The 12611-nt window shown below is 53.1% G+C and carries 11 protein-coding genes and 1 tRNA gene; 8 read left to right on the forward strand and 4 right to left on the reverse strand.

What is annotated here, in order from left to right; translation table 11 throughout:
• Window positions 1-125 precede the first annotated feature (125 nt).
• Window positions 126-201 (forward strand) — tRNA-Trp (locus OGV75_RS01315).
• A 100-nt stretch (window positions 202-301) separates the two neighbouring features.
• On the opposite strand, the gene hdfR is transcribed toward OGV75_RS01315, so the two are convergent.
• Entirely contained in the window at window positions 302-1147 is an 846-nt protein-coding gene (gene hdfR, locus OGV75_RS01320) for an HTH-type transcriptional regulator HdfR (RefSeq protein ID WP_087121878.1), read from the reverse strand.
• Between the two features lie 106 nt (window positions 1148-1253).
• Between hdfR and maoP the strand changes: the two genes are divergently transcribed.
• Window positions 1254-1592: a macrodomain Ori organization protein MaoP gene (gene maoP / locus OGV75_RS01325; protein WP_003018025.1), complete on the forward strand. Its 339-nt coding sequence runs from the start codon at window positions 1254-1256 to the stop codon at window positions 1590-1592.
• A gap of 24 nt (window positions 1593-1616) precedes the next feature.
• Here maoP and OGV75_RS01330 read toward each other — a convergent pair whose 3' ends face one another.
• Entirely contained in the window at window positions 1617-3137 is a 1521-nt protein-coding gene (locus OGV75_RS01330) for a YifB family Mg chelatase-like AAA ATPase (protein ID WP_142418359.1), read from the reverse strand.
• A 353-nt stretch (window positions 3138-3490) separates the two neighbouring features.
• On the opposite strand from OGV75_RS01330, the gene ilvL reads away from it, so the two are divergent.
• The 6 genes from ilvL to ilvA all read left to right on the forward strand — a co-directional run bounded on the left by ilvL (window position 3491) and on the right by ilvA (window position 10139).
• Window positions 3491-3589, forward strand: coding sequence for an ilv operon leader peptide (ilvL, locus tag OGV75_RS01335; RefSeq protein ID WP_001311244.1), 99 nt, complete (start codon window positions 3491-3493; stop codon window positions 3587-3589).
• Window positions 3590-3728: 139 nt separating this feature from the next.
• Window positions 3729-5375, forward strand: coding sequence for an acetolactate synthase 2 catalytic subunit (gene ilvG / locus OGV75_RS01340; protein WP_103928787.1), 1647 nt, complete (start codon window positions 3729-3731; stop codon window positions 5373-5375).
• The gene (gene ilvM, locus OGV75_RS01345; RefSeq protein ID WP_003018017.1) at window positions 5372-5635 is read left to right on the forward strand and encodes an acetolactate synthase 2 small subunit; all 264 of its coding nucleotides are present in this window, start codon (window positions 5372-5374) and stop codon (window positions 5633-5635) included. Before ilvG ends, ilvM begins: the two co-directional genes overlap by 4 nt.
• A gap of 17 nt (window positions 5636-5652) precedes the next feature.
• Complete coding sequence (locus tag OGV75_RS01350) at window positions 5653-6582, forward strand: branched-chain amino acid transaminase (protein WP_103928788.1); 930 nt, start codon at window positions 5653-5655, stop codon at window positions 6580-6582.
• Window positions 6583-6738: 156 nt separating this feature from the next.
• Window positions 6739-8589: a dihydroxy-acid dehydratase gene (ilvD, locus tag OGV75_RS01355; RefSeq protein WP_016157832.1), complete on the forward strand. Its 1851-nt coding sequence runs from the start codon at window positions 6739-6741 to the stop codon at window positions 8587-8589.
• Between the two features lie 5 nt (window positions 8590-8594).
• Complete coding sequence (gene ilvA, locus OGV75_RS01360) at window positions 8595-10139, forward strand: threonine ammonia-lyase, biosynthetic (RefSeq protein ID WP_016157833.1); 1545 nt, start codon at window positions 8595-8597, stop codon at window positions 10137-10139.
• A 63-nt stretch (window positions 10140-10202) separates the two neighbouring features.
• Here the strand turns inward: ilvA and fabV are convergent, their stop codons facing one another.
• A complete protein-coding gene (gene fabV / locus OGV75_RS01365; protein WP_211941531.1) occupies window positions 10203-11396 on the reverse strand; it encodes an enoyl-ACP reductase FabV in 1194 nt (397 codons plus the stop codon).
• A gap of 175 nt (window positions 11397-11571) precedes the next feature.
• On the reverse strand, window positions 11572-12474 hold the full coding sequence (ilvY, locus tag OGV75_RS01370; protein ID WP_016155102.1) for an HTH-type transcriptional activator IlvY: 903 nt from the start codon (window positions 12472-12474) through the stop codon (window positions 11572-11574).
• Window positions 12475-12611 lie beyond the last annotated feature (137 nt).

Consider the following 12611-nt stretch of genomic DNA (forward strand, 5'->3'; position numbering starts at 1 on the left):
CGGTAGTTCAGTTGGTTAGAATACCTGCCTGTCACGCAGGGGGTCGCGGGTTCGAGTCCCGTCCGTTCCGCCACTTATTAGAAAATTAAGCCTGCTACCAAGCAGGCTTAATGATAAGAAAATTTAGGGGCGTAGCTCAGTTGGTAGAGCACCGGTCTCCAAAACCGGGTGTCGCGAGTTCGAGTCTCTCCGCCCCTGCCAGAAACAATCCTTAGCATTTTTGCTAAGGATTTTTTTTTACCTGCAATTTGAATTATGCCTTCCTGCTGTTTTACTCCCGGCATCCTTGCCTATATTTTCTTTAATTTTCCAGAATATCTGTTCTCAGCAGATCGCAAATTAGTCCATTTTTATCGCTGTTTTGCAGCCAAACTGCATATAAAGGACGTGAAAGCGTTGTACTGTCGGTAACCGTATGGAGATCGCTTTTGGTTTTGGCCCAGTTGACGGGAAGCCAGCTAAAGCCCTTAATCACTGAAAGTTGCTGCCTGGCCAATTCTGCCGAACTGGTGGTGAGTACCGGCACTTCATCTCCCGCTATTAGTCCTGCTTCGTGTTGTTGGAAATCGGGTCCCCATTCCAGGCGTAAATAATTCAGCTCATCTTTGGTTTGCGAAGGAGAGCTGCAATAGAGCGCCAGCGTGAAATATCCCAACAGTTGGCTGCTAAATTCGTCCATTTTGGGTGTTTCGGTAGTAATCAGTAGATCAAGCTGTCGTTCATGAAGCTGTTTTACTAACGATTGGCGTTGAGCGATCCTCGCTTCAAACTGCAGGCTGGATTGTGGCTCCTGAGATTGATACAAACGCTTCAACCAGTCATTAAGCATGCACTCCCAGAGAGATGCGCTGGCACCGATAGAAAACTCGTTATGCCGCGAGGTATTCGCGACTTCCTTACGTGCTGCCTGCCACGTATTCATCAACGTTTCGGCGTAAGGCAATAATTTTTCACCTGCAGCGGTTAAACGGATATTGTTTCTGTGTCGGGTGAACAGGTTTACACCCAATTGATTTTCCAGTTGTCTGATCCGGAAACTAACCGCTGATTGGGTCAGGTAGAGCGCTTCAGCAGCCCTGCCAAAGTGGCGTGTCCGGCTAACTTCCAGGAAAGTTTTTAACAATTCCGTATCCACAACTCGCTCCATAAAATTATTTGTCGTTATGATTTAAATCTTTTGTTTGACGCTCTGTCAAGCGTAACTAATACTCCGCGCCATAAATAGCTCGGCCAAAGAATTAGGAGCGTGCAGGATGGCGGAAAGCTTTACGACGACTAATCGATATTTCGATAATAAATATTATCCCCGCGGATTCTCCCGTCATGGTGATTTCACCATTAAAGAAGCACAACTGCTTGAGCGTCACGGTTATGCTTTCAACGAGCTGGATCTGGGCAAGCGTGAGCCGGTAACTGAAGAAGAAAAACTGTTTGTTGCGGTATGCCGTGGTGAACGTGAGCCGGTTACCGAAGCTGAACGTGTGTGGTCTAAATATATGACGCGTATTAAGCGTCCAAAACGCTTCCACACCTTATCGGGTGGGAAACCTCAGGTGGAAGGCGCAGAAGACTACACCGAATCTGATGATTAATAAAAAGGGGCGAAAGCCCTTTTTTTATGTCAGTAGTTTCTGCAGATGAATGAGTAACCTGTCTATCGCTCGGTACCCAACGGCCTCCTGTAAATGCTGGCGAGAGATGTGATCACATTGTTCGATATCCGCAATCGTTCGAGCGACCTTAATCAGGCGCAGCCAGGCGCGGATAGACAATCCGAGATGAGCGAGCGTTTCTTCAAGCCACTGTGCATCGTCGCTACGCAGTAGGCAGTATTTATGGATATCCTGACTGTCCAGATGTGCGTTTAACTTATTTTGCCGCTGATACTGACGCTCTCGCGCTGCCATAACACGTTGCTTCACCGTTGCGCTATTTTCCCCTTTCATCGCGCTCTGGCTGAGTATACCGGGCGGCGGTAAGGGAATTTCGAGGGAGAGGTCGAAGCGGTCAAGAAATGGACCTGACAATCGATTTAGGTAGCGCAGTGTCTGTTCTGGGGTACAGCGGTTATGGTTTCCCTGATAATGGCCCGTCGGGCTTGGATTCATCGCAGCTATGAGTTGAAAGCGTGCGGGATAGGTTATTTTTGCTCTGGTGCGGGATAGATGGATCTGCCCGGACTCGATGGGTTCGCGCAGTGCATCCAGCGTGCGCCGCTCAAACTCGGGTAGTTCATCCAGAAACAGTATGCCGTTGTGCGCTAAAGAGATCTCTCCTGGCGCAGGAATAGAGCCTCCACCGACCATGGCGGTTAATGAAGCACTGTGATGTGGCGAGCGAAAAGGGCGTTGCTTCCACTGTTTTTGTATCGTGTCGGAATGGATCAGACTGAGTATCGCGGCACTTTCCAGCGCTTCATCGTTGCTAAGTGGAGGGAGCAGCCCTCTGAGTCGACTGGCTAGCATAGTCTTTCCCGTACCCGGCGGGCCGATGAGCAAGAGGTTGTGGCCGCCTGCTGCGGTAAGCTCCAGCCCGCGTTTACCCTGTTCCTGGCCGATAACATCGCTCAGATCATCAGCTAATGCGTTAGGCGTAAAATCTGCGGATGATGGCCTGTCTAAATCATGCTTACCTTCGAGAAATGCGCATACGGTCTGCAGGTGATCGGCGATCAGGCACCCTTCGCCGTGTATCAGTCCAACTTCAGCGGCATTCTCTTTTGCGACAATAATTCGCCTGCCTGCACGAATGGCCTCGGTTGCGCTTGATATCGCGCCGGGAACGCCGCGTAGCGCGCCTGTAAGCGCTAATTCACCTACCAGCTCGTAGGTGTCGAGATTGTGGGGTGTAAGCTGCTCAGAAGCGGCCAGAAGCGCAACAGCGATAGGTAAATCATATCGCCCCCCTTCTTTCGGGAGATCGGCCGGAGCGAGGTTTATAGTTATCTTCTTTGTCGGGAATTCATAACCGCTATTAATAATCGCACTGCGTACCCGATCGCGAGCCTCTTTCACCGTCGTTTCGGGCAGCCCCACCATGGTTAAACCAGGCAGGCCGTTGCTGATATGTACCTCGATGGTAATGGCTGGCGCATTCACGCCTAGCGCGGCGCGTGTGTGAACAATCGATAGTGACATAATTCCTCCTGATAAAAGTATTATGTCGTAATACATCGCGGCAAGATTTCATATAATTACGGTTTTTAGATGCTAATTCCCGTATTTTTGCGCAACGTATAACTGCTTGCATTAAGCCTGGAATGACGCCCGCAAATGCTTTTGAATGGTGTTTGTATTGGGGATCGGGTTACCGAGGATCGCCTGAAGCGTGAAATATTTTCATTTTTGATTTTTTTGTATAAAAAACAACGGTATTTATCTAAACCGTTAACGACGTCAGAAAAACGAATAAAAAAATATCTTGTGTCATTTGCAAATTCTATGGTAACTCTTTAGGTATTCCTTCGAACAAGATGCAAGAAAATACAAAAATGACAGCCCTTCTACGAGTGATTAGCCTGGTCGTGATTAGCGTGGTGGTGATTATTATCCCACCGTGCGGGGCTGCACTTGGACGAGGAAAGGCTTAGAAAACAAGCCTTAACGAACTAAGACCCCCGCACCGAAAGGTCCGGGGGTTTTTTTTGACCTTAAAAACATACACGAGGAGCAGAAAGTGAACGGTAGCATAAAATTCTGTTTCTCAAGATTTACGGCGGGGATGTAACTATGAATGGGGCACAGTGGGTGGTACATGCGTTGCGTGCACAAGGGGTTCAAACCGTCTTTGGTTATCCTGGTGGCGCAATTATGCCGGTTTACGATGCGTTGTATGACGGCGGCGTAGAGCACCTGTTGTGCCGACACGAGCAGGGTGCGGCAATGGCGGCGATTGGCTATGCCCGCGCGACCGGTAAAACCGGCGTTTGTATCGCTACTTCCGGCCCTGGCGCAACCAACCTGATCACGGGCCTTGCCGATGCGCTGTTAGATTCTGTTCCAGTGGTGGCGATCACCGGTCAGGTGGCATCACCTTTCATCGGAACGGATGCGTTCCAGGAAGTGGACGTGCTGGGGATGTCTCTGTCCTGCACCAAACACAGCTTCCTGGTACAGTCACTCGAAGAACTGCCGCGTATCATGGCTGAGGCTTTCGCCGTGGCGAATTCCGGTCGTCCGGGTCCGGTTCTGGTTGATATCCCGAAAGACATTCAATTAGCCAGCGGTACGCTGGAGCCATATTTTACGACCGTCGAAAACGTAGAGACGTTTCCGCACGCTGACGTTGAGCAGGCACGTAATATGCTGGCGCAGGCGCAAAAGCCCATCCTGTACGTAGGTGGTGGCGTAGGTATGGCGCAGGCGGTCCCGGCCCTGCGTGAATTTATCGCGATAACCCAAATGCCGGTCGCCTGCACGCTGAAAGGTCTGGGCGCAGTAGATGCTGACTACCCGTACTATTTGGGGATGTTGGGAATGCACGGTACTAAAGCCGCGAATTTCGCGGTGCAAGAGTGCGATTTACTGATTGCGGTTGGCGCACGTTTTGATGACCGGGTGACTGGCAAGCTGAATACCTTCGCACCGAACGCCAGCGTAATCCACATGGATATCGACCCGGCGGAAATGAACAAACTGCGCCAGGCACACGTGGCGCTGCAGGGGGATTTAAATTCTCTGCTGCCAGCATTACAGCAATTGATGAAGATTGACGAATGGCGTCAGCACAGCGCTGAACTGCGCGCAGAACATATCTGGCGCTACGACCATCCGGGGGAAGCTATCTATGCGCCACTGTTGTTAAAGCAGTTATCCGATCGCAAACCTGCGGATAGCGTAGTGACAACGGATGTTGGCCAGCATCAGATGTGGTCGGCACAGCATATGACCTACACTCGCCCTGAAAATTTCATCACGTCGAGCGGTCTGGGGACGATGGGCTTTGGCCTGCCAGCAGCGGTTGGCGCGCAGGTTGCTCGCCCGAATGATACGGTAATCTGTATCTCCGGTGACGGTTCCTTCATGATGAATGTACAGGAATTGGGCACCGTAAAACGCAAGCAGTTGCCGCTGAAGATAGTTTTACTCGACAACCAGCGGTTAGGCATGGTGCGACAATGGCAGCAGCTGTTTTTCCAGGAACGTTATAGCGAAACCACCCTTACCGATAACCCCGATTTCCTCATGTTGGCCAGAGCCTTCGGCATTCCTGGTCAACACATCACCCGTAAAGACCAGGTTGAAGCGGCACTCGACACCATGCTGAACAGCGAGGGGCCATACTTGCTTCATGTCTCAATCGACGAACTTGAGAATGTCTGGCCTCTGGTGCCACCTGGCGCCAGTAACTCAGAAATGCTGGAGAAATTATCATGATGCAACATCAGGTCGCCGTTGAGGCTCGTTTCAATCCGGAAACGTTAGAACGTGTTTTACGCGTGGTACGCCATCGTGGTTTTCAGGTGTGCTCCATGAATATGGAAGCCGCCAGCGATGCGCAGAATATAAATATCGAATTGACCGTTGCCAGCCCCCGGTCGGTCGACTTACTGTTTAGTCAGTTAAGTAAACTGGTAGATGTTGCACATGTTGCTATCTGCCAGAGCACAACCACATCACAACAAATCCGCGCCTGAGCGCAAAAGGAAGAAAAATGACGACGAAAAAAGCTGATTACATTTGGTCTAATGGCGAGATGATTCGTTGGGAAGACGCGAAGGTCCACGTGATGTCCCACGCGCTGCACTACGGTACTTCTGTATTTGAAGGGATCCGTTGCTACGATTCTCACAAAGGGCCGGTAGTGTTCCGTCATCGCGAACATATGCAGCGTCTGCGTGATTCAGCCAAGATCTATCGTTTTCCCGTTTCTCAGAGCGTTGATGAGCTGATGGAAGCTTGCCGTGAGGTGATTCGTAAAAACAACCTGACCAGCGCCTATATCCGTCCGCTGGTGTTTGTTGGCGACGTAGGGATGGGCGTTAACCCGCCTGCGGGATATACCACTGATGTGATAATCGCCGCATTCCCATGGGGGGCTTACCTCGGTGCTGAAGCGCTGGAGCAGGGGATCGACGCGATGGTTTCTTCCTGGAACCGCGTTGCGCCGAACACGATTCCTACCGCTGCTAAAGCAGGTGGTAACTATCTGTCTTCGCTGCTGGTGGGTAGTGAAGCGCGTCGTCATGGCTACCAGGAAGGCATTGCGCTGGATGTGAATGGCTACATCTCCGAAGGCGCGGGCGAAAACCTGTTTGAAGTAAAAGACGGCATTCTGTTTACCCCGCCGTTTACCTCTTCCGCGCTGCCGGGTATTACCCGTGACGCGATCATTAAGCTGGCGAAAGATCTCAATATCGAAGTGCGTGAGCAGGTGCTGTCTCGTGAATCGCTGTACCTGGCCGACGAAGTGTTCATGTCCGGTACCGCGGCCGAAATCACCCCAGTACGCAGCGTCGATGGTATTCAGGTGGGTGAAGGCCGCTGCGGTCCGGTCACCAAACGCATCCAGCAGGCCTTCTTTGGCCTCTTCACCGGTGAAACGGAAGATAAATACGGCTGGTTGGATTCAGTAAACCAATAACAAAATTAATATTTCCCCAAAATAGTTCACGTTGCAGGAAGATGGCAACGCAGCGAGCCCCAGGAGCTTACTTTAGTAGGTGACTGGGGGGAGCGAGGCAGCCCTCAGCAGCGGCGTGAAATATGCAGGGGAAAGACAGACGGGAGTTAATCAAGCATGCCTAAGTATCGTTCTGCTACCACCACCCACGGCCGCAATATGGCGGGTGCCCGCGCACTGTGGCGCGCCACCGGGATGACCGATGATGACTTCGGTAAACCGATTATCGCTGTGGTGAACTCCTTTACCCAGTTTGTGCCGGGCCACGTCCACCTGCGCGATCTCGGTAAGCTGGTTGCCGAACAAATCGAAGCCTCAGGCGGCGTGGCGAAAGAGTTCAACACCATCGCCGTAGATGATGGTATCGCCATGGGTCATGGCGGCATGCTTTATTCACTGCCGTCGCGTGAGCTGATCGCCGATTCAGTGGAATATATGGTTAACGCCCACTGCGCCGATGCGATGGTCTGCATCTCTAACTGCGATAAAATCACCCCCGGGATGTTAATGGCCTCTCTGCGGCTGAATATTCCGGTGATCTTTGTTTCCGGCGGCCCAATGGAAGCCGGGAAAACCAAGCTCTCTGACCAAATCATCAAGCTTGATCTGGTTGATGCGATGATTCAGGGCGCAGACCCGAAAGTCTCCGACTCGCAGAGCGAGCAGGTTGAACGTTCGGCCTGTCCGACCTGCGGCTCGTGCTCCGGGATGTTCACCGCCAACTCGATGAACTGTCTGACCGAAGCGCTGGGTCTGTCGCAGCCGGGTAACGGTTCGCTGTTGGCGACTCATGCCGACCGTAAAGAGCTGTTCCTCAACGCAGGTAAACGCATCGTTGAGCTGACCAAACGCTACTACGAGCAGGATGACGCTTCAGCCCTGCCGCGCAACATTGCCAGCAAGGCGGCGTTTGAGAACGCCATGACGCTGGATATCGCGATGGGCGGCTCCACCAACACCGTTCTGCACCTGCTGGCGGCCGCGCAGGAAGCGGAAATCGACTTCACCATGAGTGATATTGATAAGTTGTCCCGCAAAGTCCCGCAGCTGTGTAAAGTTGCGCCGAGTACGCAGAAATACCATATGGAAGACGTGCACCGCGCGGGCGGCGTACTGGGCATTTTAGGCGAGCTGGATCGCGCCGGTCTACTGAACCGCGACGTGAAAAACGTGCTGGGACTGACTCTGCCTCAAACGCTCGATAGTTATGACGTTATGCTGACCAAAGACGACGCGGTGAAAAAAATGTTCCGCGCAGGTCCGGCTGGCATCCGTACCACCCAGGCGTTCTCGCAGGATTGTCGTTGGGACACCCTGGATGATGACCGCGCAGAAGGTTGCATTCGCTCGTTGGAACATGCTTACAGCAAAGACGGCGGCCTGGCAGTCCTGTACGGTAACTTCGCGGAAAACGGCTGTATCGTAAAAACCGCTGGTGTGGATGACAGCATCCTGAAATTCACCGGCCCGGCAAAAGTGTATGAAAGCCAGGACGATGCGGTTGAAGCTATCCTCGGCGGTAAAGTGGTTGCCGGCGACGTGGTGGTGATTCGCTACGAAGGGCCGAAGGGCGGGCCAGGCATGCAGGAAATGCTCTACCCAACCACCTTCCTGAAATCGATGGGTCTCGGTAAGGCCTGCGCGCTGATTACCGACGGTCGTTTCTCTGGCGGTACTTCGGGGCTTTCCATTGGTCACGTTTCTCCTGAAGCGGCCAGCGGCGGTAATATCGCAATTATCGAAGATGGCGACATGATTGCTATCGATATCCCGAATCGTGGCATTCAACTGCAACTGAGCGATGCGGAAATCGCTGCGCGCCGTGAAGCGCAAGAAGCTCGTGGTGACAAAGCCTGGACGCCAAAAGATCGTCAGCGTCAGGTCTCCTTTGCGCTGCGCGCTTACGCCAGCCTGGCAACCAGCGCCGACAAAGGTGCGGTGCGCGATAAGTCGAAACTAGGGGGATAATGACCATGGCGGATTCTCAACCCCTCTCCGGCGCTCCAGAAGGCGCCGAGTATCTCAGAGCAGTGCTGCGTGCGCCGGTATACGAAGCGGCGCAGGTCACACCGCTACAAAAAATGGAAAAACTCTCTTCGCGCCTCGATAACGTGATCCTGGTGAAGCGCGAAGACCGTCAACCCGTTCACAGCTTCAAGCTGCGCGGTGCCTATGCCATGATGGCCGGTCTGACCGAAGAGCAAAAAGCGCATGGCGTAATCACCGCATCGGCAGGTAATCATGCTCAGGGCGTAGCTTTCTCTTCTGCGCGATTAGGCGTGAAGGCGCTGATTGTCATGCCTACGGCTACCGCTGATATCAAAGTCGATGCCGTTCGCGGTTTCGGTGGTGAAGTACTGTTACACGGCGCGAATTTTGATGAAGCCAAAGCCAAAGCGATTGAGCTGTCGCAGCAGCAGGGTTTTACCTGGGTTCCTCCATTCGACCATCCGATGGTGATTGCCGGGCAGGGCACGCTGGCACTGGAGTTATTGCAGCAGGATGCCCACCTTGATCGTGTATTCGTGCCAGTGGGTGGTGGCGGATTAGCGGCAGGTGTGGCGGTGCTGATCAAACAGTTGATGCCGCAGATCAAAGTGATTGCCGTTGAAGCTGAAGACTCAGCCTGCCTGAAAGCGGCGCTGGATGCCGGTCAACCGGTCGATCTTCCGCGTGTTGGCCTCTTTGCTGAAGGCGTGGCGGTGAAACGTATCGGCGACGAAACCTTCCGTTTGTGCCAGGAATATCTCGACGACATCATCACTGTCGATAGCGACGCTATTTGCGCGGCAATGAAAGATCTGTTCGAGGATGTGCGCGCGGTGGCGGAACCTTCCGGTGCGCTGGCGCTGGCGGGGATGAAAAAGTACATTGCCCAGCACAACATTCGCGGCGAACGTCTGGCGCATATCCTTTCCGGCGCTAACGTTAACTTCCATGGCCTACGTTATGTTTCCGAACGTTGCGAGCTGGGCGAACAGCGCGAAGCGTTGCTGGCCGTAACTATTCCGGAAGAAAAGGGCAGCTTCCTGAAGTTTTGCCAGCTGTTGGGAGGACGCTCGGTTACCGAGTTTAACTACCGATTTGCTGATGCGAAAGACGCCTGTATTTTTGTTGGCGTCCGTCTGAGCCGTGGGCTGGAAGAGCGTAAGGAAATCCTCCAGTTGCTTAACGAGGGTGGCTACAGCGTAGTGGATTTGTCCGACGACGAAATGGCGAAGCTGCACGTGCGCTACATGGTCGGCGGGCGCCCGTCGAAACCCTTGCAGGAGCGGCTGTACAGCTTCGAATTCCCGGAATCTCCGGGGGCGTTGCTCAAATTCCTGCATACCCTGGGGACGCACTGGAATATTTCGTTGTTCCACTATCGTAGTCACGGAACCGATTATGGTCGCGTACTGGCGGCGTTTGAGTTGGGTGAGCACGAGCCTGATTTCGAAACGCGACTGAACGAACTGGGTTATGACTGTCATGATGAAACGCATAACCCGGCGTTCAGGTTCTTCCTGGCGGGTTAGCGGTAGCCATTAAAAAAGGGTTCATGTAAAAACATGAACCCTTTTTGCAACTGTATCAGCAGATTACAGCGTGATGACTTCGAATTCGACTTCGGTGTTTACATCCGCATCGTAATCCACTTCGTCGAGACCAAAACCGAACAGATTCAGGAATTCCTGCTTATATCCTGCATAGTCCGTTTTTTGCGCCAGGTTTTCGGTGGTGATCAGCGGCCACAGATCGCGGCATGCCTGCTGAATGTCTTCACGCAGTTCCCAGTCATCCATACGGATACGCTGGTTGTCATCAAGCGCCACTTTATCGCCGTACAGGCTGGTGGTCATCAGACGGTTGATCTGCTCGATGCAGCCTTCATGAATGCCCTGTTCTTTCATCAGCTTGAAGACCATGGAGATGTACAGCGGCATCACCGGAATCGCAGAAGAGGCCTGCGTGATAACGGATTTCAGTACAGCAACGTTAGCGGAACCGTTCAGCGGAGCCAGTTGATTACGCAGCGCGCCTGCCGCGCGGTCGAGATCTTCTTTTGCTTTGCCCAGCGCGCCGTGCCAGTAGATTGGCCAGGTCAGGTCAGTACCGATGTAGGAGTAGGCAACGGTTTTCACGCCGTCAGCCAGCACGCCTGCTTCGCTCAGCGCGCCCATCCACAGTTCCCAGTCTTCGCCGCCCATAACGGTGACGGTGTTCTGAACTTCTTCTTCGGTTGCCGGCTCAATGCTGGCGGTTATGATCTGATCTTTGTTGGTATCGATCGCTTTAGAGGTATAAACCTCACCGATTGGCTTCAGCGCAGAACGGACGATTTCACCGGTTTTCGGCATTTTACGTACCGGAGATGCCAGTGAATAAACCACCAGGTCAATCTGACCCAGGTCTTCTTTGATCAGTTTGATAACTGCGTCGCGACACTCGTCGGAGAACGCGTCGCCGTTGATGCTTTTGGAATACAGACCTTCACGTTTTGCGGCCTCATCGAAGGCTGCAGAGTTATACCAGCCCGCGGAACCTGGCTTGGTTTCCGTGCCTGGTTTTTCGAAAAATACGCCGATAGTGGCGGCTCCGCTGCCAAACGCGGCGGAAATTCTGGAAGCAAGGCCGTAACCGGTGGAAGCACCGATGACCAGCACGCGGGAAGGGCCGTTAGCGATTTTCCCGTTTTTCTTCACATAATCGATCTGTTTTTCCACATTGACTTTGCAGCCAGTCGGATGGGTCGTTGTACAGATGAATCCACGAATTTTTGGTTTGATTATCATAATGATGGCTAATTAAGTTTGTATTTTCGCTGTCAAGTGCGCAATGACACCGTCTGTTCTGGCTTGCTAAACGTGATGGTTAACAAGCCCCCCACATCTATTATGGCACGGGACATTATACAGAAAAGGAGTGCCAATACTGAATCTACCACTGATTTTAGGCCTGACGCTGGCGCTACTCGGCGGATTTACGCTCCAGAACAATCTTCCAGAACGCGTCTATGAGCGGCTCATGCAGCCGTTTTTTCGGCGCGCAGACGCCCAGCTCGAACGGTGTTTTTTCGTCGCTGCGTTCTAAAATCATCACGCGATTCCGTACCGGCTCCGGGCTGTTTTCCAGCACCACTTCCGGCAGCAGCGCCACGCCGCAGCCCAGCGCCACCATCGAGACCATCGCTTCGTGCCCCCCGACCGTGGCGTAAATCGATGGGTTGCTGATTTTGTGACGGCGGAACCACAGTTCGATGCGGCGGCGTACCGGCCCCTGGTCGGCCATGATAAACGGCACCGTCGACCAGTCCGGCTTATCGACCGAAACTTGGTTTCGCACCGGGCAAGGCAATGCTGGTGCGATCAACACTACCGTTAAATTCTCCAGCATCGAGAATGCTACTGCGCCGGGCAGCGTCTCCGGCTTACCTGCTATTGCCAGATCGGCCTCTCCGGTGACCACTTTGTCCATTGCGTCAGCGGCATCGCCGGTGGTGAGCTTAATTTCAACCGAGGGGTGCTCGGCGCGAAAGCGGTCGAGAATTGGCGGCAGGTGGCTGTAGGCGGCGGTAACCGAGCAGAAGATATGCAGCTCGCCCGACAACGACGGTCCCTGCTGATCGAGGGTGTGGCGCAATTGTTGATACTGCAACAGCGTCTGCTGGGCAAATACTCGCAGCTCTTCGCCTGCTTCGGTCAGCGTGACCGTACGGTTATCGCGCACAAACAGCGCCTGGCCGAGATCTTCTTCCAGCCGTTGGATCTGGCGTGAGAGTGTGGAGGGGCTGACGTGCATCGCCCGCGCACTGCGGCCAAAGTGGCGGCTTTCCGCCAGATGCAGGAACATTTTCAGATCGCGTAAATCCACGGACGAGCCTCCGATTTTCTACGTTGCAGATATTGCAATGTGATGTTGTGAATATATCAATTTCCGCAATAAATTTCCTGTTGTAATGTGGGTTCATTCTCGCTGAAACGCGAACCGAACAATAAGACAGTACAACA

The sequence above is a fragment of the Citrobacter sp. Cb028 genome (assembly GCF_030336705.1).
In the GTDB taxonomy this organism is placed as follows: Bacteria; Pseudomonadota; Gammaproteobacteria; order Enterobacterales; family Enterobacteriaceae; genus Citrobacter; species Citrobacter braakii.

Coding starts and splice junctions, on each gene's coding strand:
- hdfR (WP_087121878.1), bottom strand. CDS start 1,147: ATGGAGCGAGTTGTGGATACGGAATTGTTAAAAACTTTCCTGGAAGTT.
- maoP (WP_003018025.1), top strand. CDS start 1,254: ATGGCGGAAAGCTTTACGACGACTAATCGATATTTCGATAATAAATAT.
- OGV75_RS01330 (WP_142418359.1), bottom strand. CDS start 3,137: ATGTCACTATCGATTGTTCACACACGCGCCGCGCTAGGCGTGAATGCG.
- ilvL (WP_001311244.1), top strand. CDS start 3,491: ATGACAGCCCTTCTACGAGTGATTAGCCTGGTCGTGATTAGCGTGGTG.
- ilvG (WP_103928787.1), top strand. CDS start 3,729: ATGAATGGGGCACAGTGGGTGGTACATGCGTTGCGTGCACAAGGGGTT.
- ilvM (WP_003018017.1), top strand. CDS start 5,372: ATGATGCAACATCAGGTCGCCGTTGAGGCTCGTTTCAATCCGGAAACG.
- OGV75_RS01350 (WP_103928788.1), top strand. CDS start 5,653: ATGACGACGAAAAAAGCTGATTACATTTGGTCTAATGGCGAGATGATT.
- ilvD (WP_016157832.1), top strand. CDS start 6,739: ATGCCTAAGTATCGTTCTGCTACCACCACCCACGGCCGCAATATGGCG.
- ilvA (WP_016157833.1), top strand. CDS start 8,595: ATGGCGGATTCTCAACCCCTCTCCGGCGCTCCAGAAGGCGCCGAGTAT.
- fabV (WP_211941531.1), bottom strand. CDS start 11,396: ATGATAATCAAACCAAAAATTCGTGGATTCATCTGTACAACGACCCAT.